The 21,191-nt window shown below is 54.4% G+C and carries 21 protein-coding genes and 1 pseudogene; 17 read left to right on the top strand and 5 right to left on the bottom strand.

Features of this window, described 5'->3' with window-relative positions:
- Positions 1 to 11: 11 nt before the first annotated feature.
- The gene (locus tag KNP81_RS07985; protein ID WP_214719542.1) at positions 12 to 1,319 is read right to left on the bottom strand and encodes a replication-associated recombination protein A; all 1,308 of its coding nucleotides are present in this window, start codon (positions 1,317 to 1,319) and stop codon (positions 12 to 14) included.
- Positions 1,320 to 1,379: 60 nt separating this feature from the next.
- On the opposite strand from KNP81_RS07985, the gene cymR reads away from it, so the two are divergent.
- From cymR to KNP81_RS07965, 4 genes are read left to right on the top strand one after another with little or no spacing between them, the layout of a single operon-like run.
- Positions 1,380 to 1,787: a cysteine metabolism transcriptional regulator CymR gene (cymR, locus tag KNP81_RS07980; RefSeq protein ID WP_021066920.1), complete on the top strand. Its 408-nt coding sequence runs from the start codon at positions 1,380 to 1,382 to the stop codon at positions 1,785 to 1,787.
- A gap of 17 nt (positions 1,788 to 1,804) precedes the next feature.
- The gene (locus tag KNP81_RS07975) at positions 1,805 to 2,941 is read left to right on the top strand and encodes a cysteine desulfurase family protein (protein ID WP_214719541.1); all 1,137 of its coding nucleotides are present in this window, start codon (positions 1,805 to 1,807) and stop codon (positions 2,939 to 2,941) included.
- A gap of 3 nt (positions 2,942 to 2,944) precedes the next feature.
- A complete protein-coding gene (gene mnmA, locus KNP81_RS07970; RefSeq protein WP_214719540.1) occupies positions 2,945 to 4,066 on the top strand; it encodes a tRNA 2-thiouridine(34) synthase MnmA in 1,122 nt (373 codons plus the stop codon).
- A 10-nt stretch (positions 4,067 to 4,076) separates the two neighbouring features.
- The gene (locus KNP81_RS07965) at positions 4,077 to 4,736 is read left to right on the top strand and encodes a tetratricopeptide repeat protein (RefSeq protein ID WP_214719539.1); all 660 of its coding nucleotides are present in this window, start codon (positions 4,077 to 4,079) and stop codon (positions 4,734 to 4,736) included.
- 44 nt (positions 4,737 to 4,780) lie between these two features.
- Here the strand turns inward: KNP81_RS07965 and KNP81_RS07960 are convergent, their stop codons facing one another.
- From KNP81_RS07960 to KNP81_RS07950, 3 genes are all read right to left on the bottom strand, one after another.
- Entirely contained in the window at positions 4,781 to 5,227 is a 447-nt protein-coding gene (locus KNP81_RS07960) for a hypothetical protein (RefSeq protein WP_214719538.1), read from the bottom strand.
- Positions 5,224 to 5,499, bottom strand: a complete 276-nt coding sequence (locus KNP81_RS07955; protein ID WP_214719537.1) for a hypothetical protein — start codon at positions 5,497 to 5,499, stop codon at positions 5,224 to 5,226. The genes KNP81_RS07960 and KNP81_RS07955 overlap by 4 nt, the downstream gene beginning before the upstream one ends.
- 63 nt (positions 5,500 to 5,562) lie before the next feature.
- Complete coding sequence (locus KNP81_RS07950; protein WP_251026141.1) at positions 5,563 to 6,111, bottom strand: VOC family protein; 549 nt, start codon at positions 6,109 to 6,111, stop codon at positions 5,563 to 5,565.
- A gap of 116 nt (positions 6,112 to 6,227) precedes the next feature.
- Between KNP81_RS07950 and KNP81_RS07945 the strand changes: the two genes are divergently transcribed.
- The 9 genes from KNP81_RS07945 to udk all read left to right on the top strand — a co-directional run bounded on the left by KNP81_RS07945 (position 6,228) and on the right by udk (position 15,757).
- On the top strand, positions 6,228 to 6,914 hold the full coding sequence (locus KNP81_RS07945; protein ID WP_214719535.1) for a magnesium and cobalt transport protein CorA: 687 nt from the start codon (positions 6,228 to 6,230) through the stop codon (positions 6,912 to 6,914).
- Between the two features lie 70 nt (positions 6,915 to 6,984).
- Positions 6,985 to 9,192, top strand: coding sequence for an SF1B family DNA helicase RecD2 (recD2, locus tag KNP81_RS07940; protein WP_251130305.1), 2,208 nt, complete (start codon positions 6,985 to 6,987; stop codon positions 9,190 to 9,192).
- 310 nt (positions 9,193 to 9,502) lie between these two features.
- A complete protein-coding gene (gene alaS, locus KNP81_RS07935) occupies positions 9,503 to 12,142 on the top strand; it encodes an alanine--tRNA ligase (protein ID WP_214719533.1) in 2,640 nt (879 codons plus the stop codon).
- A 37-nt stretch (positions 12,143 to 12,179) separates the two neighbouring features.
- Positions 12,180 to 12,446, top strand: a complete 267-nt coding sequence (locus KNP81_RS07930; protein WP_029595797.1) for an IreB family regulatory phosphoprotein — start codon at positions 12,180 to 12,182, stop codon at positions 12,444 to 12,446.
- A 1-nt stretch (position 12,447) separates the two neighbouring features.
- On the top strand, positions 12,448 to 12,870 hold the full coding sequence (ruvX, locus tag KNP81_RS07925) for a Holliday junction resolvase RuvX (protein ID WP_029595796.1): 423 nt from the start codon (positions 12,448 to 12,450) through the stop codon (positions 12,868 to 12,870).
- Positions 12,871 to 12,883: 13 nt separating this feature from the next.
- Positions 12,884 to 13,183: a DUF1292 domain-containing protein gene (locus KNP81_RS07920; RefSeq protein ID WP_021066932.1), complete on the top strand. Its 300-nt coding sequence runs from the start codon at positions 12,884 to 12,886 to the stop codon at positions 13,181 to 13,183.
- Positions 13,184 to 13,254: 71 nt separating this feature from the next.
- A complete protein-coding gene (gene mltG, locus KNP81_RS07915) occupies positions 13,255 to 14,397 on the top strand; it encodes an endolytic transglycosylase MltG (RefSeq protein WP_214719532.1) in 1,143 nt (380 codons plus the stop codon).
- Positions 14,398 to 14,463: 66 nt separating this feature from the next.
- Complete coding sequence (locus KNP81_RS07910; protein WP_214719531.1) at positions 14,464 to 15,105, top strand: O-methyltransferase; 642 nt, start codon at positions 14,464 to 14,466, stop codon at positions 15,103 to 15,105.
- A gap of 16 nt (positions 15,106 to 15,121) precedes the next feature.
- Positions 15,122 to 15,757: a uridine kinase gene (gene udk / locus KNP81_RS07905; RefSeq protein ID WP_214719530.1), complete on the top strand. Its 636-nt coding sequence runs from the start codon at positions 15,122 to 15,124 to the stop codon at positions 15,755 to 15,757.
- Between the two features lie 99 nt (positions 15,758 to 15,856).
- Here the strand turns inward: udk and KNP81_RS07900 are convergent.
- A pseudogene (locus KNP81_RS07900) lies at positions 15,857 to 16,990 on the bottom strand (RNA-guided endonuclease InsQ/TnpB family protein).
- Positions 16,991 to 17,649: 659 nt separating this feature from the next.
- Here KNP81_RS07900 and greA point away from each other — a divergent pair.
- From greA to fabF, 4 genes are all read left to right on the top strand, one after another.
- On the top strand, positions 17,650 to 18,123 hold the full coding sequence (gene greA / locus KNP81_RS07895; RefSeq protein ID WP_138859707.1) for a transcription elongation factor GreA: 474 nt from the start codon (positions 17,650 to 17,652) through the stop codon (positions 18,121 to 18,123).
- A gap of 55 nt (positions 18,124 to 18,178) precedes the next feature.
- Positions 18,179 to 18,883, top strand: coding sequence for a 5'-methylthioadenosine/S-adenosylhomocysteine nucleosidase (gene mtnN / locus KNP81_RS07890; protein ID WP_021066937.1), 705 nt, complete (start codon positions 18,179 to 18,181; stop codon positions 18,881 to 18,883).
- 75 nt (positions 18,884 to 18,958) lie between these two features.
- A complete protein-coding gene (locus KNP81_RS07885; protein WP_214719529.1) occupies positions 18,959 to 19,918 on the top strand; it encodes a beta-ketoacyl-ACP synthase III in 960 nt (319 codons plus the stop codon).
- Complete coding sequence (gene fabF, locus KNP81_RS07880) at positions 19,915 to 21,147, top strand: beta-ketoacyl-ACP synthase II (protein WP_214719528.1); 1,233 nt, start codon at positions 19,915 to 19,917, stop codon at positions 21,145 to 21,147. The genes KNP81_RS07885 and fabF overlap by 4 nt, the downstream gene beginning before the upstream one ends.
- Positions 21,148 to 21,191: the final 44 nt, after the last annotated feature.

Raw genomic sequence — 21,191 nt, 5'->3', positions numbered from 1 at the left:
ACTCATCAGAGTCAGCGTCGTTTTTCCCAATAGTCTAGCCGTTTTTGCAGCTGTTGCTCGAAGCCACGGCTCGTCGGTGTATAATATTTAGGACGTTTCCGGGCCAGATTTTCCGGCCAATAGTTTTGCGGGACGTAGCCGTCTTTCTCGTCGTGCGGGTATTTGTAGCCGGCACCGTTGCCGAGCTCACGCGCACCCGGGCTATGGGCGTCGCGGAGATGGACAGGGACCGGGCCGCCTTCGACCGTGCGGACGTGATGGATCGCCTTGTCGATGGCGGTGATGACCGCGTTCGATTTCGGTGCCGTCGCGAGATAAAGGACGGCCTGGGCCATCGGGATGCGCGCTTCCGGGAAACCGATATGCTCGCTCGCGCGAGCGGCCGCGTCGACGATGACGAGCGCGTTCGGGTCACTTAGCCCGATATCTTCGGCCGCATGGACATAGAGCCGGCGCATGATGAAGCGCGGTGATTCACCGGCCTCAATCATGACGGCGAGCCAGTACAGGGCCGCGTCCGGGTCGGAGCCACGAATCGATTTGATGAACGCCGAGATGACGTCATAATGCCGGTCGCCCGTCTTGTCGTACTTGATCGCTTTTTGTTGAATCGACTCTTCGGCGACTTCGAGCGTGATGTCGATTTTGCCGTCAATCTCGGGCGTGGTCAACACGGCCAGTTCGAGCGCGTTCAACAGCACACGGTAGTCACCGTCCGCCATTTTGATATAATGGTCCACGGCGGCTTCCTCAATCTTGACCGGATAGTTGCCGAGCCCCTTTTTGTCAGACAAGGCCCGTTCCAAGACGACGCGCAGTTCGTCTGGTCCAGGCGGTTCGAGCCGAAACACGGTCGCGCGCGACAGTAACGCCGCGTTGACCTCGAAACTCGGGTTTTCGGTCGTCGCCCCGATCAAGATGAGCTTACCGGCCTCGAGTGCCGGGAGCAGGGCGTCTTGCTGCAGTTTATTGAACCGATGAATCTCGTCTAAAAATAAAATCGTTCGTTCTTGTTCGAAGTCGAATCGGGACTCGGCCTCACGGATGACACTTCGCAGTTCATCAAGTTTGGCCGTGACGGCGTTCAATTGGACGAACGTTGCTTTCGTATAGTTTGAAATGACACGGGCGAGCGTCGTCTTGCCCGTTCCCGGCGGTCCATACAAGATAATCGTGCCGAGGCGGTCGGCCTCGATGGCCCGGCGCAACAGCTTGCCTTCGCCGATGATGTGGCGTTGACCGATGACTTCGTCTAACGTTTCAGGCCGCATCCGGTTGGCGAGTGGGCCGCTATTCGATTGCTGAAACAAATCACTCATACGTACACATTCCTTTCGACAAACGTTTGTTCGATTAGTATAGCAGAAGGAGACATGAAGATGAAAATATCTACAAAAGGTCGTTATGGATTGACGATCATGATCGCACTGGCTCGGGAAACGGACAATAAACCGCTCAGCTTGAAAAAGATTGCGGCCCGGCATGACTTGCCGGAACATTACTTAGAGCAATTGATCGGTCCGCTCCGCAACGGTGGGCTCGTCAAAAGCGTCCGCGGGGCGTACGGCGGCTATCAGCTCGTCAAACCGGCGACGGACATCACGGCGGGAGAAATCATCCGCCTGCTCGAAGGCCCGCTCACGATTGTCGAAGATTCAGAGGCAGATGACGCCGTGAAACGGAAGCTATGGGATAAAATCAAAGCCGCGATCGAGAAAGTGCTCGAAGAGACGACACTTGCCGATCTCGCTGAAGAAGATTCAGACGGCTATATGTTCTATATTTAAAGGTGAGGTGAACGAACATGAACTACTTTGATCATGCCGCAACGACGCCGATGCGTCCGGAGGTGCTTGAAGCGATGACGCCGTATTTGCTCGAGCAATACGGTAACCCCTCGAGCATCCATGGCATCGGACGAACGGCCCGTGCAGCATTAGACGCTTCGCGCCGGACCCTCGCCACGTGGATCGGGGCGAAGCCGAACGAGATCGTCTTCACGTCGGGTGGGACCGAGTCGGACAACTATGCGTTGTTCGGCGCGGCATACGCGAATCAACATAAAGGAAAACACTTGATTACGACGAAAGTGGAGCACCATGCCGTCCTGCACGCGATGGAGCAACTCGAGCGGGAAGGCTTTGAGGTGACGTATCTCGATGTCGACGCGACGGGTGCAGTGACGCTTGACTCCGTTCGTGCCGCGCTAAGGGACGATACGATTCTTGTCTCGGTCATGTACGGCAACAATGAGGTCGGCACACTTCAACCGATTGCGGAAATCGGTGCGCTCCTCGCCGACCATCCGGCCTATTTTCACACGGACGCGGTCCAAGCGCTCGGCACGGAAACGATTGACGTCAAGGCGCTCGGTGTCGATTTATTGTCGGCCTCGGCCCATAAAATCAATGGCCCGAAAGGTATCGGTTTTCTTTTTATGAAAACAGGTGTAAAATTAGCGACGCGTTCTTTTGGAGGACAACAAGAACGGAAACGTCGAGCCGGCACGGAAAACGTTCCGGGTGCCGTCGGGTTCCAACAAGCAGCCGAACTGGCTAAAATCGAACAGGCCGAACGGGTGAAGACTTACCAGCAAATGGCTGAGGCGCTCTTCGGGCGACTCGATGAACTCGGAGTGGAGTATGACGTTAACGGGGCGAACCGCCTGCCGCACATCGTCAACTTGTATCTCCCGGGCATCGAGCTCGAACCGTTCCTCATCATGATGGACATGCGCGGTTTTGCCATCTCGAGCGGTAGTGCCTGCACGGCCGGGTCGATTGAACCGTCACACGTATTGACGGCGATGTTCGGGACGTCGGACCGGACGAAACAGTCCGTCCGCATCAGCTTTGGACACGGCAACTCGGTCGAAGACGTGGAACGGCTCGCCGAACGACTCTCTGAGGTCGTCTCGACATTCACGAACGGAGTGAGATAACAAATGAACTTACGCACAAAAGCCCCTGCCGAGACGACGGTCGTCGTCGGGATGTCAGGCGGCGTCGATTCATCGGTGACGGCCCATCTGCTCAAAGAGCAAGGGTATAACGTCATCGGAATCTTTATGAAAAACTGGGATGATACGGACGAGAACGGTGTCTGTACGGCGACGGAAGACTATGAAGACGTCATCGCGGTCGCCAACCAAATCGGGATTCCTTATTACGCGGTCAACTTCGAGAAAGAATATTGGGACCGTGTGTTTGAATACTTTTTGGCCGAGTACCGTCTCGGACGGACGCCGAACCCGGATGTCATGTGTAACAAGGAAATCAAGTTCAAGGCGTTCCTCGATCACGCGCTACGCCTCGGTGCCGACTTCGTCGCGACCGGGCACTACGCACGGGTCGAGTATGTTGACGGTGAGCATCGACTCCTTCGTGGGAAAGATGACAACAAAGACCAAACTTACTTCTTGAACCAGTTGTCACAAGACCAACTCGCGCGGACGATGTTCCCGATTGGTCATATGGACAAGAAAGACGTCCGTGTCATCGCCGAAGAAGCGGGGCTCGCGACAGCGAAGAAGAAAGACTCGACCGGCATCTGCTTCATCGGAGAGCGCAACTTCAAAGAGTTCCTCTCAGAGTATTTACCGTCACAACCAGGCATCATGCAGACGCTCGATGGGGAACAAAAAGGCAACCATGATGGGCTCATGTATTATACGCTCGGTCAACGCCATGGCCTCGGCATCGGTGGCGACGGGGACCCATGGTTCGTCGTCGGCAAGAACGTCGAAGAAAACATCCTCTACGTCGGCCAAGGCTTCCATCATGACGCGCTCTATTCGGACGCATTGCTCGCATCAAAACTTTCGTGGACCGGAGCTGTCCCAACAGGTGAGTTCCAGGCGACGGCGAAATTCCGCTACCGTCAACAAGACGTGCCGGTGACGATTGCGCCACTTGAAAATGGCGACGTGCTCGTCAAATTCGATGAGCCGCAACGTGCCATCACGCCAGGACAAGCAGTCGTCTTCTATGACGGCGACATCTGTCTCGGCGGTGCGACGATTGACGAAGCGTATCGCAATGGCAAACGACTCGACTATATCGGATGAGGTGATGAGGATGAACGCAAACGAATTAGGGATTCAAGCGATGCAACAAGGTGAGTTCGAACAGGCGGCTAAGCAGTTCAATGCGGCCATCGAGGCGGACTCGACCGACCCGACCGGTTACGTCAACATGGGCACGCTGCTACAAGCGATCGGTGACCATGAACGGGCCGTCGTCTTTTACGATAAGGCGCTCGAACTCGACAACGCGTTCGGCGCGGCCCACTATGCGAAGGGGGCGCTCGCCTATGAGCTCGAACAGCTCGACTTGGCCGAGGCTTCGCTTCGTCAGGCGCTCCTGGCCGGAATGGACGACGCCGACCTGCACTTCATGCTCGGCTTGACGTACAAGGCGATGGGCGACTTCGTCCGGGCGTTGCCACGTCTCCGCGAGGCGATGAAGCAGGCGCCGGAAGACGTCGAGATTTCGTTCCAGTACGGGCTCGCGCTCGCACAGAACGAACAACTCGACTTGGCCGTCGAAGCGCTCGAGCATACGCTCGACCTTGACGCGAGCCATACGGACGCCCGCTACAATTTGGCGATTGCCTACGCCTTCCTCGGTGAACAGGGCAAGACGTACGCTGAACTTGAGCGTGTGCTCGAGTTGCAACCGGACCATGCGCTCGCCTTTGACGCGAAAGCGAAAATGGATGAGCTACTCGGCAACTGAATCAAAAAAGCGCTTCTCGCAAATTTTGCGAGAAGCGCTTTTCGTTAGTCCCAATAATGGAAGATGACGTTGCCGATTGTCTTTGGCTGCCAATAGTTGATTTCTCCACGTTCTGCCTTGTTCAGAAACGGCTGTAGCGTCACATCAAATCGTTCATTCAGCTCCGCCGCTGATGGGATTTGATAGGAATCCGGAAACATTTCGGTCAGTTCGGGTACATCGATGTACTCGTACTGAAACGGTTCAAATTTTGAGATGCCAATGATGGGATACACTCTGCTGAGCAGCACATAGATGCTGCGTCCACGGATGGTGATCGTCGCTTGGTCATAGTTCGGAGTGACCGAGTCACCAAGGATGATGTTGCACGTGCCACCTTTCCGACGAGCGTAATCGAAACAAACCGTTTGGAATGATTTATTATCGAACTCGGGGACGGGGCAGTCGCCGTATGAAAAGCCAGTGATACATTCTGGTAAGATGAGCGTCATGAAGCCACCTCCCCGATCATCCAAACCGCAAGATTATAAATCGTCAATAATAATGCGAAGGCGAGCGTGATAGAGTTCCAACCGACGCGTCGGCCTGATTTAGCCCGGTGTATACCATCTGTTAAGATGAGCAAGGCTGCACCGAATGAAACGAACGATAGGGTGGCAAAAGAAGTTAGACGATCGAGCGTGGGGAATGTATCCACCATGAAAGACAGTCCATACGTGAGCAATCCTAAACCAATCACGATGAGAAGCGGGAAGGAACGCATAATACACAACCTTTTCCATTTTCTCTCATCGTATCATGTTGGGTTGTCGAGCGTATACGTGAATCAGAGTTGTTTCGTCGTGATTTTCACGGGCTCGCCGCCGAACTTTTCATACGCTTCGTCCATGTTTTTCGTATACAGTTCGATGACGTTCTTGCTCGGGTCTTTAAAGTAAGCCGAGCGTTCTTTGCCGTTGACCGTCTCATCCTCGTCCCACGTCCGTAGCTTCGTCGGAATATTTGACGCCTCTAACACCTCGAGCGCTTGATCGAACGAGTCCATCGGTACATAAAACGCGCAGTGAACATGAGCGCCGCCCTCATCATAGAGTGTGTCCCACTCGGTTACGTCCTCTTGGCGATTCGATTCTTCTTCCGATGTGAAATCACGTTTCAGCCAGAGACCAAGACGGGTGTTCCCGCCGACATAGAGCCACGTCGCCCACGGTTCGTCCGCCTGTTCTTGCGCTTCGCTCGGCTCGGCATCGTCACCGACCCATTGTTCGACGACGGGCAGTCCGAGTTTGCCGTGCCAAAAGTCGACCGCTGCCTCCATATCGGTTACTTCTAACACGAGTTCACACAAGCCACTAATTGGAATACGTTTCGTCATACATAGTCCCTCCTTCATAGGTTCACTCCGACAGTTCCCGCTTTGATTCGACGAAAAACGTGCATAGCCGTCCGATTGTTCGGGAAATGAGATAACAATTGAGAGGGGAGAAGTGTATGCGCTTAATCAGTCTGGTCAGTGTCCTTGTCTTTTTGATTATCGAATGGTTCATGCTCGGTCGTCTGTTTGCCGCCATCGACGAACGTTTAGCGACGGGCGAATGGACGAATAATCTGTTGTTCCGTGTCGTCGTCGAGTCGGAGCGGGCGACGACTGTCCTGTTACTTTTATTTGCGACGTTCTTCGTGGTTGGTGTCCTTATGCACTGGGTGTTGTCGGCCCAACGGTCTTGGTCTGTAACGCTCGGGACGGTCGGGGTGGCCTGGGTCGTACCGGCCCTCCTCGCGATTGTGGCTTGGTTCATCCCGAATCCATACGTCCAGCTCGTCATCATCGTGTTGCAACTGTCGTTCATCCCACTCATCCCGTTCGTCGGACAGACGGTGCGGCTCGGTCATGTCGTGCTCAATTGGGGCGTCCATGTCGTTGCCGCAGGTCTCATCTTGTTGATTCAGCGGCCATCGCTCGAGCAACTGTTCCGCATCGAACGGACCGAATTGTTCGAGCGGCTCGAAGGCTACGTCAATTCGGGCGAACTGGAGCGGTTCGAGCGGTTGCTCGAGAATGTAGACTTGGAACAGCTGGAACAGATTTTGAACCGAATCGACGTCGATCAACTGATTCGGATCCTCGAACGGGTCGACCTCGACCAACTCGAGCGCATCCTCAACTTGTTCAGTTAGGCGATTTGTCCTATCGTTTCAACTCGGGCTATAATGGGGGATGGAAAACTAGCTGGAGGTGGCTCGAATGATGGCAGCACCTTACGAGTTGACAGGAAAAGTCATCCGCGTCCTGTTTCAATCGGAAGAAGAAGCGCACACGATCGCGCTCGTACGTATAAAAGAAAAGAATTTTGAGACAGACGAGACCGAGATGGTCATCGCCGGCGTCGGCGTCGGTATTGAGAAAGGCGAGACGTATAAGGCGCACGGCCGACTCGTCGACCATCCCCGGTTCGGGAAACAGATGAAAGCAGAGTGGATTCGCCGGGTCGTCCCGATGACGAAGCGCGCCGCCGTCCGCTTTTTGACGAACGGTTCGTTCCCCGGGATCGGCCAAAAGACGGCCCAGAAGATTGCCGATGCACTCGGAGACGACTGCATCGATCAAATCGTCAAGCATCCGAGCCTTCTGTCGAACGTCGACGGGTTGAAAGAGAAACAGGCCCGCGTCATCACTGAGCGGTTGAACGTCTTATATGGCGTCGACCAGTTGCTCTTGTTTTTGGCGCCGTTCGACGTGACGCCGCGCCTCGCCTCAAAGATTCATAAAGAATATGAGGGACGGGCGATGGAGACGATTGAAAAAAATCCGTACGCCCTCATGTATGACGTCCCTGGAATCGGCTTCAAGACGGCCGATGCTATCGCCGCCCACTTCGGGATTCAAGGGATTCATCCCGAGCGAATTGCTGCGGCCGTGTTATACGTCCTTGATCTCGAGCAAGGCAACGGGCATTTGTTCGTCACGGCCGACCAACTCGCGAACGAGATGCCGCGCATCATCGGCGGCGACCCGGGTGAGGCACTCGTCTCGGCGCTCGAGACGCTCGCGAATGACGAACGTGTCATCGTCGAAGACGGTGTCGTCTATCATCCGCGTGTCTACCGGGCCGAACAAAAAGCGGCTGAAGAACTTGCCCGCATCATGTCGACCTCGACGACAGAAGACGTCGATATGACGACGATTTTTGATGCGGTCGGACGCGTCGAAGAGATGTTCTCGATTGAGTATGCGACACAGCAACGGGAAGCGATTGAGCTCGCCTTGAAGTCGCCGCTCATGGTCCTCACCGGTGGACCGGGTACCGGGAAGACGACCGTCGTCCGCGGCATCATCCATGCGCTCAGCGACGTGTTCGATTGGAAACTCGAGCCGGTGCAGAACCAGCCGTTCCCGTTCGTGCTGGCCGCACCGACCGGACGGGCCGCGAAACGGCTCAGCGAGTCGACGGGGCTGCCGGCCTCGACGATTCACCGGTTGCTCAAATTTGACGGCAGTTCGTTCCAAGTCGATGACACGAATCCGCTCGTCGGAAAAGTGCTCATCGTCGACGAGGCGTCGATGATTGACATCTTCTTGTTCCGCAGCCTGCTCAGGGCTGTGCCGAACGGGATGAAGATTCTGTTCGTCGGGGACCGCGATCAATTGCCTTCGGTCGGACCTGGCCAAGTGCTCGCCGATTTGATGGCGACCGAAGGCATCCCGGTCGTCCGGCTCGATGTCGTCCATCGGCAGGCGTCCGAGTCGAGCATCCTGCGCCTGGCGCACGCGCTCAACGCGAAACAAATGCCAGACGATTTACTGGCGGCACTGCCGGACCGTCGTTTTTACACGGCCAACCAAGAGACGGCGCTGCAGGCCATCTGCCAAATGGCAGGGGCCGCGCTCCGGAAAGGCTATTCGCCGTTCGACATCCAAGTGCTCGCGCCGACGTACCGTGGGATTTGCGGCATCGACGGGTTGAACGAGGCGCTCCAAAACGTGTTCAATCCGAAATCGGCCGCCCGGGAAGTGAAGCACGGCAACCGGACGTATCGAAACGGGGACAAAGTGCTCCAACTCGTCAATAACGCCGAGGAGAACGTCTATAACGGTGACATCGGCGAAATCACGAACATCTTTTACGCCAAAGAGAACGTCGATAAGGTCGATAAAATCTATATCCGTTTCGATCAAACCGAGGTCGAGTATAACCGGAGCGAATGGGACCAGTTCACCCACGCCTATGCCATCACCATCCATAAGTCGCAAGGGTCCGAGTTCCCGATCGTGCTCATGCCCGTCTTTTTCAACGGCGGTTTCCGCTCGTCGCGCAACTTGATTTATACGGCCGTCACGCGGGCGAAGAAGAGCTTGCTCTTGTTCGGGGACGTGCGTGCGCTCGAGGCAGCGACACGGGAAGAGGAACCGGTGCGCCGGACGAAACTCGTCGAACGGCTAGGCGGCAAGTCTTGACGTCTTTCGACTGACGTGTGATAATGACGAATAGAAAACTGAAACGATTAAAGACGATGAAGGAAATGAGTACGTCGTAACCGCCTCACCAGAGACATCTTCCTAGGCTGTGAGAAGATGGGGGTCCGGTCGACCGAAGCTAGTCTGGAGTCCCCACTCACCCTGGGCGCCTCATCCGCGTTATCGGATGTTCGAGGTACGGCTTTGCCGTGCGAACGAGGGTGGTACCACGAAGCGATGCTTTCGTCCCTTTCCACAGGGATGAGCATCGCTTTTTTTCGTTTCGTTTAAACTGAAGGAGGAATTGTTGATGAAACCGCTCAAACCATTAACTGGCGCACAGATTCGCCAAATGTATTTAGATTTCTTCAAATCAAAAGGACACAGTGTCGAGCCGAGTGCCTCACTCGTACCGGTCGAAGATCCGACGCTTCTTTGGATCAACTCAGGTGTCGCGACACTTAAAAAATACTTTGATGGCCGCGTCATTCCAGCCAACCCGCGCATCGTCAACGCGCAGAAGTCGATTCGGACGAACGACATCGAGAACGTCGGGAAGACGGCTCGTCACCATACGTTCTTCGAGATGCTCGGAAACTTCTCGGTCGGCGACTACTTCCGCGAAGATGCGATCAAATGGGGCTGGGAACTCCTCACGAGCGATGAATGGTACGGACTCGATCCGGACCGTCTGTCGGTGACGATTCACCCAGAAGATGAAGAAGCGAAACAAATCTGGCTCGGATTAGGCGTTCCGGCTGACCGCATCATCCCGCTCGAAGAGAACTTCTGGGAAATCGGGGAAGGCCCGTCTGGCCCGAACACAGAAATCTTCTTCGACCGCGGACCGGCGTTCGGTGACGACCCGACCGACCCAGAACTGTATCCGGGTGGCGAGAACGAACGCTACTTGGAGATTTGGAACATCGTCTTCAGTCAGTTCAACCATGATGGGCACGGGAACTATACCGAGCTCCCACGGAAGAACATTGATACGGGGATGGGTCTCGAGCGGATGGCGAGCGTCATGCAAGACGTGCCGACGAACTTCGATACAGACCTGTTCATGCCAATCATCCGCGAGACGGAGAAAATCAGCGGCGAGACGTATCGCGCCGACAGCAGCAAAGATGTGGCGTTCAAAGTCATCGCCGACCATATCCGGACCGTGTCGTTCGCGATTGGGGATGGGGCCCTCCCATCGAATGAAGGTCGTGGCTACGTCCTTCGTCGTTTGCTCCGTCGTGCCGTCCGCTATGCGAAGATGCTAGGCATCGAGCGTCCGTTCATGTATGAGCTCGTCGATGTCGTCGGCGATATCATGGTCGATTTCTACCCGCAAGTCCGTGAGAAAAAAGACTTCATCAAAAAAGTCGTCAAGAACGAGGAAGAACGTTTCCACGAGACGCTTCATGACGGTCTTGCGATCTTGAACGAAGTCGCGAAAGCACAAAAAGCAGCCGGTTCGAACGTCATCAGCGGAGAAGATGCATTCCGTCTGTACGATACGTACGGTTTCCCGCTCGAATTGACGATCGAGTATGCGGAAGACCATAACCTCTCAGTCGACGAGGACGGCTTCAAACAAGCGATGAACGCACAGCGCGAACGTGCCCGGACAGCCCGTGCCGACGTCGAGTCGATGCAAATCCAGTCAGGTGTACTCGCAGACATCACACTTGCCTCATCATTCGTCGGTTACACGAACCTCAGCACGGAAGCAAAAATCATCAGTTTGATTCATGATGGTGAGCTCGTCGACGTCGTCGCAGCAGGGGAAGAAGCGCAAGTCATCCTTGACCAGACGCCATTCTATGCGGAGAGCGGTGGTCAAATCGGTGACAAAGGTCAAATCGTCGGGTCGGACTTCGTCCTTCACGTGAAAGATGTCTCGAAAGCACCGAACGGCCAAAACTTGCATACGGTCACGGTCACATCGGGTGTCGCCAAGGCAGAGGTCGCAGTGACGGCAACGGTCGACTTTGACTCACGTCAAGCGATTATCAAAAACCACACGGCGACGCACTTGTTGCATCGCGCGTTAAAAGACACGCTCGGTGAACACGTCAACCAAGCGGGTTCACTCGTGACACCAGATCGTCTTCGCTTCGACTTCTCGCACTTCGGTCAAGTGACGGCTGAAGAGCTTCAGTCGATCGAGCGTCAAGTGAACGAACGCATTTGGGCGTCAATCGGTGTCGATATCGAAGAGATGAACATTGCCGACGCGAAAGCGAAAGGTGCGATGGCACTCTTCGGTGAGAAATACGGGGACGTCGTCCGCGTCGTCGCGGCCGGTGAGTCGGTCGAGCTTTGCGGTGGTTGCCACGTCGGCAACACGGCTGAAATCGGACTCTTCAAAATCTTGTCGGAGTCAGGAATCGGAGCCGGCACACGTCGCATCGAGGCGGTCACAGGAGCTGGGGCTTACGAAGTGATGAACCAGCATATCGAGACGCTCGAGACGGCAGCGAAATTGCTCAAGACGAAACCGCTCGAAGTGCCGACACGTGTCCAAGCGCTTCAAGCTGAAATGAAAGAACTCGAACGTGCGAGCGAATCGCTTAAAGCGAAGCTTGCGAACATCGAAGCGTCGTCACTCACAGATGCCATCGAGACGTTCGGTGATGTCCAATTGATCGCCAAGCGCGTCGACGGACAAGATATGGACGCGCTCCGTGGTATGGTCGACGAATTGAAAGGCAAGCTCGGTTCAGCCGTCATCTTGCTCGGTTCGGCGAACGGCGACAAGGTCAACCTCGTCGCAGGGGTGACGAAAGACTTGAACGACCGCGGCTTCCATGCCGGGAAATTGATTAAAGAAGTGGCGACACGTTGTGGCGGAGGCGGTGGTGGCCGTCCTGACATGGCGCAAGCCGGAGGCCGTGACGCGACAAAACTGGACGAAGCATTGAAGTTTGCTTCACATTACGTTCAATCACTGGCATAATAGAATGTGAAGTGCAAACGGAAAGAGGTGGATTCTTGTGAGCCAAATGGATCGCACGATGCAATTCAATTTTCCAGAAGATGATAATCGAGCCAACACTCGGGAAACGCTGATCACGGTGTATCAAGCACTCGAGGAGAAAGGCTACCAACCGATCAATCAAATCGTCGGATACTTGTTGTCAGGTGACCCTGCCTACATCCCGCGTCATAACGATGCGCGAAACTTAATTCGCAAAATCGAACGAGATGAGCTGCTCGAAGAGCTGGTCAAATCGTATTTGAACGATCGTAGAGAGGATTAATATGAAGCGAGTCATGGGGCTCGATGTCGGTTCGAAGACGATTGGGGTCGCTGTGAGCGACCTCATGGGATGGACGGCGCAAGGTGTGGAGACGGTCTACTGGACTGAGCCGGACTTTGACGAGGCTGTCCGTCTGCTTCAACCGATTATTGAGCAGTACGATGTGAAAGAAGTCGTTGTCGGTCTTCCGAAGAACATGAACGCGACAATCGGACCTCGGGGCGAGGCATCACAGGCGTTTGCCGCGGCCCTCACCGAGGCGACCGGTTTGCCGACGGTTCTCGTCGACGAGCGTTTGACGACGATGCAAGCGGAGCGGATGCTGATTTCAGCAGACGTCAGCCGAAAAAAGAGAAAGGCCGTCATCGATAAGATGGCAGCCGTCATGATTTTACAAAACTACCTGGATCGCGCAGGCAAATAAGGAGGAATTACGTATGGCAGAACTTAGCCGTAACGAAGAAGAAATGTACCGAATTCCAGATGAAAATGGAGACGAGCATTTATTCGCAGAAATTTTCCGGATGACGAGTGACCGCACGAACAAGACGTTTGTCGTTCTTGAGCCGGTCGGTAACCCGGAGACGGAAGACGAAGATACAATCGAAGTATACGCGTTCGAAATCGAAGAACTTGAAGATGAAGAGTTCGTCTTGAAGATCGTCGAAGACGACGCTGACTTCGAGGAAGTCATGGAAGCGTTCGATATCGTCAATGACGAAGTTGGATTAGACTAATAAGTGGGCGGGCGACTAGGGGAAACCCTCGTCGCCCATCTTCATAACAGAAGAACAGGGGAGAAATGCGCATGAACCATCCATCGATGTTTGATGAGAAGCGTGCACGTAACCGGATCGTTCGGCGAATTACGGTCATCATCCTTGCTGTCTTTCTTCTAGTTATCGCCACAGGTGCCGCGGTGTCGTATGCGTTCGTGAAACGATCGCTCGAACCCGTCGACCCGTCTTCGACCGAATCGGTCGAGGTCGAGGTTCCACTCGGTGCAGGTTCAGGGTACATTGGCGAACTACTCGAAGAGAATGGGCTCGTGAGGAATAGCACGATTTTCCGTTTTTATACACGATTTAAAAATGAATCATCGTTCCAAGCGGGGACGTATACATTGTCTCCGTCACAGTCGCTTGACGAGTTGATCGCCACGCTGAAAACTGGGAAAGTCATCGTTGTCCCGGATATCAAATTGGTGATTCCGGAAGGCTTTACAATCGATCAGGTCATCTCACGTCTCGCTAAAGTTGCAGAAATCCCGAAAGAAGAGATTTCGGCCAAACTGAGCGACGAAGAGTATATCCGCTCGCTCGTCAATGAGCATGAGATGTTGACCGACGAAGTACTCGCTGATGGGATTTACCATCCGCTCGAAGGTTACTTGTTCCCGGCCACGTATGAGTTCGACAAAGGTGTCACACTCACACAGATCATTGATGAGATGTTGAAGCCGACCGAACAGCTCTATCTCGAGTATGGGGATGAGGTTAAAGCGTCGGGACGTACGTTCCATGAGACGCTTGCGCTTGCCTCGGTCGTTGAGAAAGAGGCCGTGTCGACAGAGGACCGGCAAGAGATTGCCGGCGTGTTCGAAAACCGTTTGGCCGATGGCATGAAGTTGCAGTCTGACCCGACCGTCTGGTACGGCACCGGGGAGACGTCAATTTTCACATCGTTCAACGACCTTGAAAACGACTCGCTCTATAACACGTACCGCTACGAGGGCATCCCGATCGGGCCGATTGCTTCGGTCAGTCGTGACGCGTTCGTCGCCACACTCAACCCGAACGATACGGATAACGTTTATTTCTACGCCCGACCACCACGTGAAGGATTCCCGAACGGGGAAGTCTTGTTCGAAGTGGAATATGAGGCGCACCAACAAAACGTGAACAAGTACCGTCCGGAGTGGGAAGCGTTCGAAGAAGCAAACAACAATTGACGGATATGCGACCGGAAGCCTAGGCTTCCGGTCGTTTGAATGAATAGAGAGGTTGAGGTGTACGACGTGGAACATTCATCCTATGAAGGTTACGTGGAAAACTTGGTCACGCCGCGGTCCCCGCTCTTGGCGGAGATGGAGGCGTTCGCGAAAGAACACCACGTGCCAATCATGGACTTGACCGGTTCAGAAGTGTTGCTGTCGCTTCTGGCGTTGCAGCGCCCGGCCCGCATCCTCGAGGTCGGGACAGCCATCGGCTATAGCGCGATTCGGATGGCCGAGCTGTTACCGGACGCTGAAATCGTCACAATCGAGCGGAATGCGCGACGGCACGAAGAGGCGCTCGGCTTTATCGGACGCTCGGACGTATCGGACCGAATCACCGTCATCCATGGAGATGCGGTCGAATTGATTGGGACGATTGAAGGAGAATTCGATGCGGTCTTTATCGATGCGGCCAAAGGTCAGTATCAAAAATTCTTTGATGGGTATGGCGCTTTAGTACCAATTGGTGGTACGATTTACAGCGATAATTTATTTTTACGAGGGGACGTCCTGCTCGAAGACGTGTCAGTGCTTGACCGTCGCCGCCGCCGGCTCGTCCGTCTCGTAAAAGAGTTTACTGAGCAATTGATGGCACGGACCGATTATCATACTGCAATTTTGCCCCTTGGTGATGGCCTAGCAATCAGTCGTAAATTACGATGAGGAGGATTTAACTTTGATGCAACATAAACCCGTCATTATCGGCGTGGCCGGGGGCACCGGATCAGGCAAGACGACCGTGGCCCGCGCGCTCGTGGATGCGTTCAAAGGACAATCGGTCGTCATGATCGAGCAAGACGCGTATTATAAAGACCAGTCAGAGATGACGATGGAAGAACGGTATAAGACGAACTATGACCATCCGTTCGCATTCGATAACGATTTATTGATTGAACATATCAAACAGTTACAAGAACATAAGGCGGTTGAGAAGCCGGTATACGATTATGCCGCACACACACGTTCGGATCAGACGATTTTGATCGAACCGGTCGATGTCGTCATCGTCGAAGGCATTCTAGCACTCGAGGACGACCGTCTCCGTGATTTGATGGACATTAAAGTGTTCGTCGACACGGACGCGGACGTGCGGATTTTACGTCGGATGCAACGGGACTTGAATGAGCGGGGTCGGTCGATCGACTCGGTCGTCGCGCAGTATACGAACGTCGTCCGGCCGATGCATCTTCAATTTTGTGAGCCGACGAAACGCTATGCGGATATTATCGTGCCCGAAGGCGGCGAGAACTTCGTTGCCATCGATTTGCTCGTGACGAAGATTCGCTGGGTGCTGACAGAACGTAACCGCGCGTAAGGGAAATAAATCGTTTTCAATGTGAACTACTCACCACTTGCTTGTTTCGCAACTTGAAGTGGGAGTTTCTTGGGAAGACCGTGCTTTTACTAGCCGCGGTTATGGACCAAGCTCGTCGGGCAGTCCCTGCCCTGGGTGGTTTCGGTCAGCGAGACGCAACAGGTTGAGGCTCGCGTTGACGTCGCGGTCGTGATGCGCGCCGCACGTGCCGCATGTCGACTCCCGGATGTCTAGTCCCTTCCTGCCGTCGTTCTCGCCACAGTTCGAACAGACTTGGGTCGAGGCGAACCATGGGTCGGCCTTGATCAGCGTCCGGCCGTAGAACCTGCATTTATATTCGAGTTGGCGGACGAACTCGCCCCACCCGGCGTCCCCGATCGATTTCGCCAGGCGGCGGTTTTGCATCATCTCCCTCGGTTTCAGCGTCTCGACCACGACGACTTGGTTCTCGTCGACGATGCGTCGCGACAGCTTGTGGAGGAAGTCGTTGCGCCGGTTCCTGACCTGCTCATGCTTCCTCGCGAGGAGGAGCCGGGCCTTCTCGCGGTTCTTGCTGCCCGGCTTCTTGCGGGAGAGCGCGCGTTGCGCCCGTTTCAGCCGCGCCTCGGCCTTTCGCAGGTTGCGTGGGTTCGCAATCTTCTCCGTGACGAGCGCGTCGTTCGTCGTGACGGCGAAGTGCCCGAGGCCGAGGTCGATCCCGACCTTGTGCTCGGCGGGGACCCACGGCTCGTCGTTCTGTTCGACGAGGAGCGACACGAAGAACGTGCCCGTCTTCGTCATCGACACGGTCGCCGATCAGATCTTCCCGTTGAAACTGCGGTGCTGTGTGAACCGGATGAACCCGATCTTCGGGAGCCGTACCCGGTCTCCCTCGATGCGGATTGTTCCGTGCTGGTTGTTCGTCGTGTAGGACGCGCGCGCCTTCCGTCTCGACTTGAACACCGGGAAGCCGGCCGTCCCGGCGAAGAACTTCGCGAACGCCGCATCGAGGTGCAGCTTCGCGTTCGCGAGCGCAAGGCTGTCCGCCTCGCACAGGAACGGGAACAGTGGCTTGTAGGAGGCGGGTGTCGGCGGTTTCCGTCTCGGCCTACCGCCCGCCTTCGCCTCCTCGTGGATGGTGATACGGTCCTCGAGCAGCTTGTTGTAGATGAACCGGGCGCAGCCGATCGTCCGGATCAGGAACTCGGCCTGTGCCGGCGTCGGGTGGAGCCGGTATTTGTAGCCCTTCAGCATGTCCGTCCCTCCTTTGGGCGGTGTGAGGATGAGTCTCGTCCCATTCCGATACCCGCGGTGGGGGCGAGAGAATCTGACAGAATCACGAACCTTTGTTCGTCATATCTGTCACAGGGATATCCAAAGGATTTGTAAGCAGGCGGTTCATCTTCCACCTACGCTGGCCCTTCCCTCTTCGACGTTTAGAGGTGGGAGAATTCTCGCCAAATTTAGTTAAAAGAGCTTTGACACTCTCACCATTGAAACCGTGGGATTCTGAAGTGCTTGTGCGAACGCAGTTCATTTTTGTTTTGTTCAAGCCTTCAAATGAGAGTGTGCCATCACCTCTACCGAGATAGACTCTATAGGTCCCCAGGTTGGTGGACTGTGACCATCTACCACAGGTCGTTACAGGTGTGCCTACTTGATGTTTTAGCGTCTTTAGCATGACGACAAGCATCGTATCATCGGTCTGCTGCCGGACTCGATTTTCAAAGGTCGGTGGACAAAGGTGTTTTAGAGACTTGTATGTGTCTATGCGATAGATTTAACCGAATGTCGGATATGGAGAACGTCCGAACTCACGTTTATCCCATGTTTAAAAACGGGATGTGTCGGATATGGGCTTTCCCGTTCGTAAATTCTGTAATATACTAGGAGACAATGAAGGAGTGACAGAAATGGCTGAAAAACAACATTACATGACGTTAGACGGAAAAGCGAAAATCGAAAATGAATTGAACGAACTGAAGACGGTACGCCGTAAAGAAGTCGTTGAGAATATTAAGATTGCCCGCGATTTCGGAGACTTGTCTGAGAACGCTGAATACGATGCAGCGAAAGAAGAGCAGGCAATGGTCGAAGGACGGATCGCCCAACTCGAAGAGATGCTTCGTAACGCAGTCATCATCCAAGACGATGTGGCTGATAACTCGATGGTCGCAATCGGAAAGACCGTGACGTTCTTCATTCAAGAAGATAACGAGAACGAGACGTACACGATTGTCGGGGGCGCCGAGGCTGACCCGTTCACAGGGAAAATCTCGAATGAATCACCAATTGCAAAAGCGCTCCTCGGCCGTACGGTCGGAGACGTCGTTAACGTCCAAACGCCAGGCGGCGACATGGTCGTCGAAATCAAAGAAATCAAGTAACACAAATGAGCGACTTCCACATGGATGTCGCTCTCTTTCTGAGGAGGCACTTATCATGAAAATTGGAATCATTGGAGCAATGGAAGAAGAAGTGAACTTGCTCCGCAACGAATTGACAGAACGGACGGACACGGAAATCGCCAACTATCACTTCTATGAAGGGTACCTCGGCAACGTCGAAGTCGTCATTTTGAAGTCGGGAATCGGGAAAGTGAACGCGGCCATCGGCACGACACTATTAATCGACAAGTTCAAACCGGATGTCGTCATTAATACGGGTTCAGCTGGCGGCTTTAAAAAAGGGATGAAAGTCGGCGATGTCGTCGTCTCGACCGAAGTCCGACACCATGATGTCGACGTGACAGCGTTCGGATACGAATACGGTCAAGTGCCAGGCATGCCGGCAGCGTACACGGCTGATGCTCATTTGATGGATGTCTGTAAAGAAGTGATTGAGAGCCTCCACGATGTGAACGTGCATACGGGCCTCATCGTGACAGGAGACTCGTTCATCAACGACTCGAAGCGTGTCGCCGACATCCTTGGCCATTTCGAAGGCGTCGCGGCCGTCGAGATGGAAGCCGCACCGATCGCACAGACGTGCTATCAGTTCGGAATTCCGTTCGTCGTGACCCGTTCAATCTCGGACAGCGCCGACGAGGAAGCGAACTTGTCGTTCGACGAATTTTTGGAGACGGCATCGATCAACTCGGCGAAAATGGTCATGGCCGTCACGAAACGACTCGGTCAAAGTGAATAATCGAGAGGGATGCGTTGACATCCCTTTTTTATTCCCTTATATTAGTACCAGATACTAAGAATAGGGGTCATCAATATGAACATTGGAATCATTGGGATCGGTTCGTTCCTTCCGGATAACCGGATCACGAACATCGATTTGGAAAAACGAATGGATACGAGCGACGAATGGATTCGGACCCGCACCGGGATCGAGGCACGACATTTGGCCGACGCCGACTTGAGTGTCGCCGATATGGCCACACACGCTGCAGAGCGGGCGCTCCAAAGCGCAGGTGTCTCGATTGAAGACATCGATGCGATTATTTGCGCGACGGCGACGGCGCCATCGTTCCCGGCGACTGCTTGTCTCGTCCAGGCCAACCTTGGAGCCAAGCAAGCGGTCGCTTTCGACGTCAGTGCCGCCTGTAGCGGCTTCATCTTCGCGATGGATACGGCGAAGAGCATGATGCAGGCGAAAGGGTTGAAACGGACGCTCGTCATCGGAGCCGAGAAGATGGGCAACCTCATCGACTGGGACGATCGCTCGACCGCCGTCTTGTTCGGTGACGGGGCCGGTGCCGTCGTCCTCGGTGAAGACGAAGTGGCCGCCATCGATTCCATCGTGCTCGGCAGTGACGGTACAGGCGGAAAGTTCTTATATGAGAATGAAGAAGGTAAAATCGTCATGAACGGACGTGAAGTATTCAAATTCGCCGTTCGTAAAATGCCGGATATCGTACTAGAGGCACTAGAAGGAGCTGGGAAGTCAATTGAGGACCTGGACGTGCTCGTGCCACACCAAGCCAATCGTCGCATCATCGACGCTGCGATTGAACGGTTAGGGCTTCAAGAAGAAAAAGTCGTCGTCACGATTCAAGACCATGCGAACACGTCAGCCGCTTCGATTCCGCTCGCTTTGGCCGAAGCGGTCAAACACGGTAAGATTTCAAACGGTCAGACGGTCGTCGTCGCCGGATTCGGCGCCGGGCTCACTTGGGGAGCGAGTTGTCTAACATGGAATAACGCTAACATCACGGAGGAGATTAACGCATGAAACGAGTAGTCATCACAGGATTAGGAGTCGTATCCCCACTCGGGAACGACGTTACGGCAATGTGGGAACGACTGTTGAACGGGGAAAATGCAGTCGATACGTTAACGAAGATTGATATTAGCCAATATCCGGCGAAAGTCGGAGCTGAAGTCAAAGAATGGAACATCGACCACTTGGTCGAGCCGAAAGAAGCGCGCAAGATGGATTCGTTCATCCAATACTCGATTTTAGCCGCTGACGCTGCGCATCGGGATAGCGGTCTAGATGTGAAGGCGATCGCGGATGAAGTCGGGATTTGGATTGGAAGCGGAATTGGTGGTGTCGAGACGATTGACAAACAAGCGAGCATCTTGCATGAGCGTGGACCACGCCGCATCAGCCCGTTCTTCATCCCGATGATGATTCCGAACATGGCGAGCGGTCAAGTCTCGATTTACCTCGGGGCGAAAGGACCAAGCAACTGTTCGGTCACGGCTTGTGCCTCTGGAACGAACTCAATCGGGGAAGCGTTCAAAGTCATTCAACGTGGCGATGCGCTTGCGATGTTCGCAGGTGGAGCCGAGGCGCCAATCACACCGCTTTCGTTCTCAGGATTTTGTGCCAACAAAGCGCTATCGACGAACCCGGACCCGAACACGGCATGTCGCCCGTTCGATGCGAACCGTGACGGATTCATCATGGGTGAAGGCGCTGGCGTGCTCGTTCTCGAGGAATACGAGCATGCGAAAGCGCGCGGTGCCAAAATGTATGCGGAAGTCGTCGGTTACGGCATGAGTTCGGACGCCTACCATATCACGGCACCGTCACCGGAAGCGGAAGGCGGATCGAAAGCGATGAACGAGGCGCTTCGGGACGCGGGGATTCGTCCGGAAGACGTGCAATACATCAACGCTCACGGGACGAGCACACCGCTCAACGATATGTTGGAGACGAAAGCCATCCACAACGTCTTCGGTGACCATGCTCATAACTTGGCCGTTAACTCATCAAAATCGATGATCGGGCACTTGCTCGGTGCCGCCGGCGGAGTCGAGGCCGTCATTACAGCGCTATCGATTCATGAGGGACGGATTCACCCGACGATCAACTGCAAGACACCGGCAGACGATTGTGATTTAGATTATGTCCGTGAAGGAAATCGGGAACTTGATATCCAGTACGCACTCAGCAACTCACTTGGCTTCGGAGGCCATAACGCGACGCTCGCGTTCGCAAAAGTAAACGACTAATAGTAGAAAAAAGTGGCAAAAACGGGTAGGGTATAAGGGTTGAG

Origin of the sequence: Exiguobacterium sp. s149 (assembly GCF_018618395.1) — a bacterium.
GTDB classification, from domain to species: Bacteria; Bacillota; Bacilli; order Exiguobacteriales; family Exiguobacteriaceae; genus Exiguobacterium; species Exiguobacterium chiriqhucha.
The sequence above is the reverse complement of the archived record's forward strand: the minus strand, read 5'-3'. Positions and strand labels throughout refer to the sequence as shown.

Coding starts and splice junctions, on each gene's coding strand:
- KNP81_RS07985 (WP_214719542.1), bottom strand. CDS start 1,319: ATGAGTGATTTGTTTCAGCAATCGAATAGCGGCCCACTCGCCAACCGG.
- cymR (WP_021066920.1), top strand. CDS start 1,380: ATGAAAATATCTACAAAAGGTCGTTATGGATTGACGATCATGATCGCA.
- KNP81_RS07975 (WP_214719541.1), top strand. CDS start 1,805: ATGAACTACTTTGATCATGCCGCAACGACGCCGATGCGTCCGGAGGTG.
- mnmA (WP_214719540.1), top strand. CDS start 2,945: ATGAACTTACGCACAAAAGCCCCTGCCGAGACGACGGTCGTCGTCGGG.
- KNP81_RS07965 (WP_214719539.1), top strand. CDS start 4,077: ATGAACGCAAACGAATTAGGGATTCAAGCGATGCAACAAGGTGAGTTC.
- KNP81_RS07960 (WP_214719538.1), bottom strand. CDS start 5,227: ATGACGCTCATCTTACCAGAATGTATCACTGGCTTTTCATACGGCGAC.
- KNP81_RS07955 (WP_214719537.1), bottom strand. CDS start 5,499: ATGCGTTCCTTCCCGCTTCTCATCGTGATTGGTTTAGGATTGCTCACG.
- KNP81_RS07950 (WP_251026141.1), bottom strand. CDS start 6,111: ATGACGAAACGTATTCCAATTAGTGGCTTGTGTGAACTCGTGTTAGAA.
- KNP81_RS07945 (WP_214719535.1), top strand. CDS start 6,228: ATGCGCTTAATCAGTCTGGTCAGTGTCCTTGTCTTTTTGATTATCGAA.
- recD2 (WP_251130305.1), top strand. CDS start 6,985: ATGGCAGCACCTTACGAGTTGACAGGAAAAGTCATCCGCGTCCTGTTT.
- alaS (WP_214719533.1), top strand. CDS start 9,503: ATGAAACCGCTCAAACCATTAACTGGCGCACAGATTCGCCAAATGTAT.
- ruvX (WP_029595796.1), top strand. CDS start 12,448: ATGAAGCGAGTCATGGGGCTCGATGTCGGTTCGAAGACGATTGGGGTC.
- KNP81_RS07920 (WP_021066932.1), top strand. CDS start 12,884: ATGGCAGAACTTAGCCGTAACGAAGAAGAAATGTACCGAATTCCAGAT.
- mltG (WP_214719532.1), top strand. CDS start 13,255: ATGAACCATCCATCGATGTTTGATGAGAAGCGTGCACGTAACCGGATC.
- udk (WP_214719530.1), top strand. CDS start 15,122: ATGCAACATAAACCCGTCATTATCGGCGTGGCCGGGGGCACCGGATCA.
- greA (WP_138859707.1), top strand. CDS start 17,650: ATGGCTGAAAAACAACATTACATGACGTTAGACGGAAAAGCGAAAATC.
- mtnN (WP_021066937.1), top strand. CDS start 18,179: ATGAAAATTGGAATCATTGGAGCAATGGAAGAAGAAGTGAACTTGCTC.
- KNP81_RS07885 (WP_214719529.1), top strand. CDS start 18,959: ATGAACATTGGAATCATTGGGATCGGTTCGTTCCTTCCGGATAACCGG.
- fabF (WP_214719528.1), top strand. CDS start 19,915: ATGAAACGAGTAGTCATCACAGGATTAGGAGTCGTATCCCCACTCGGG.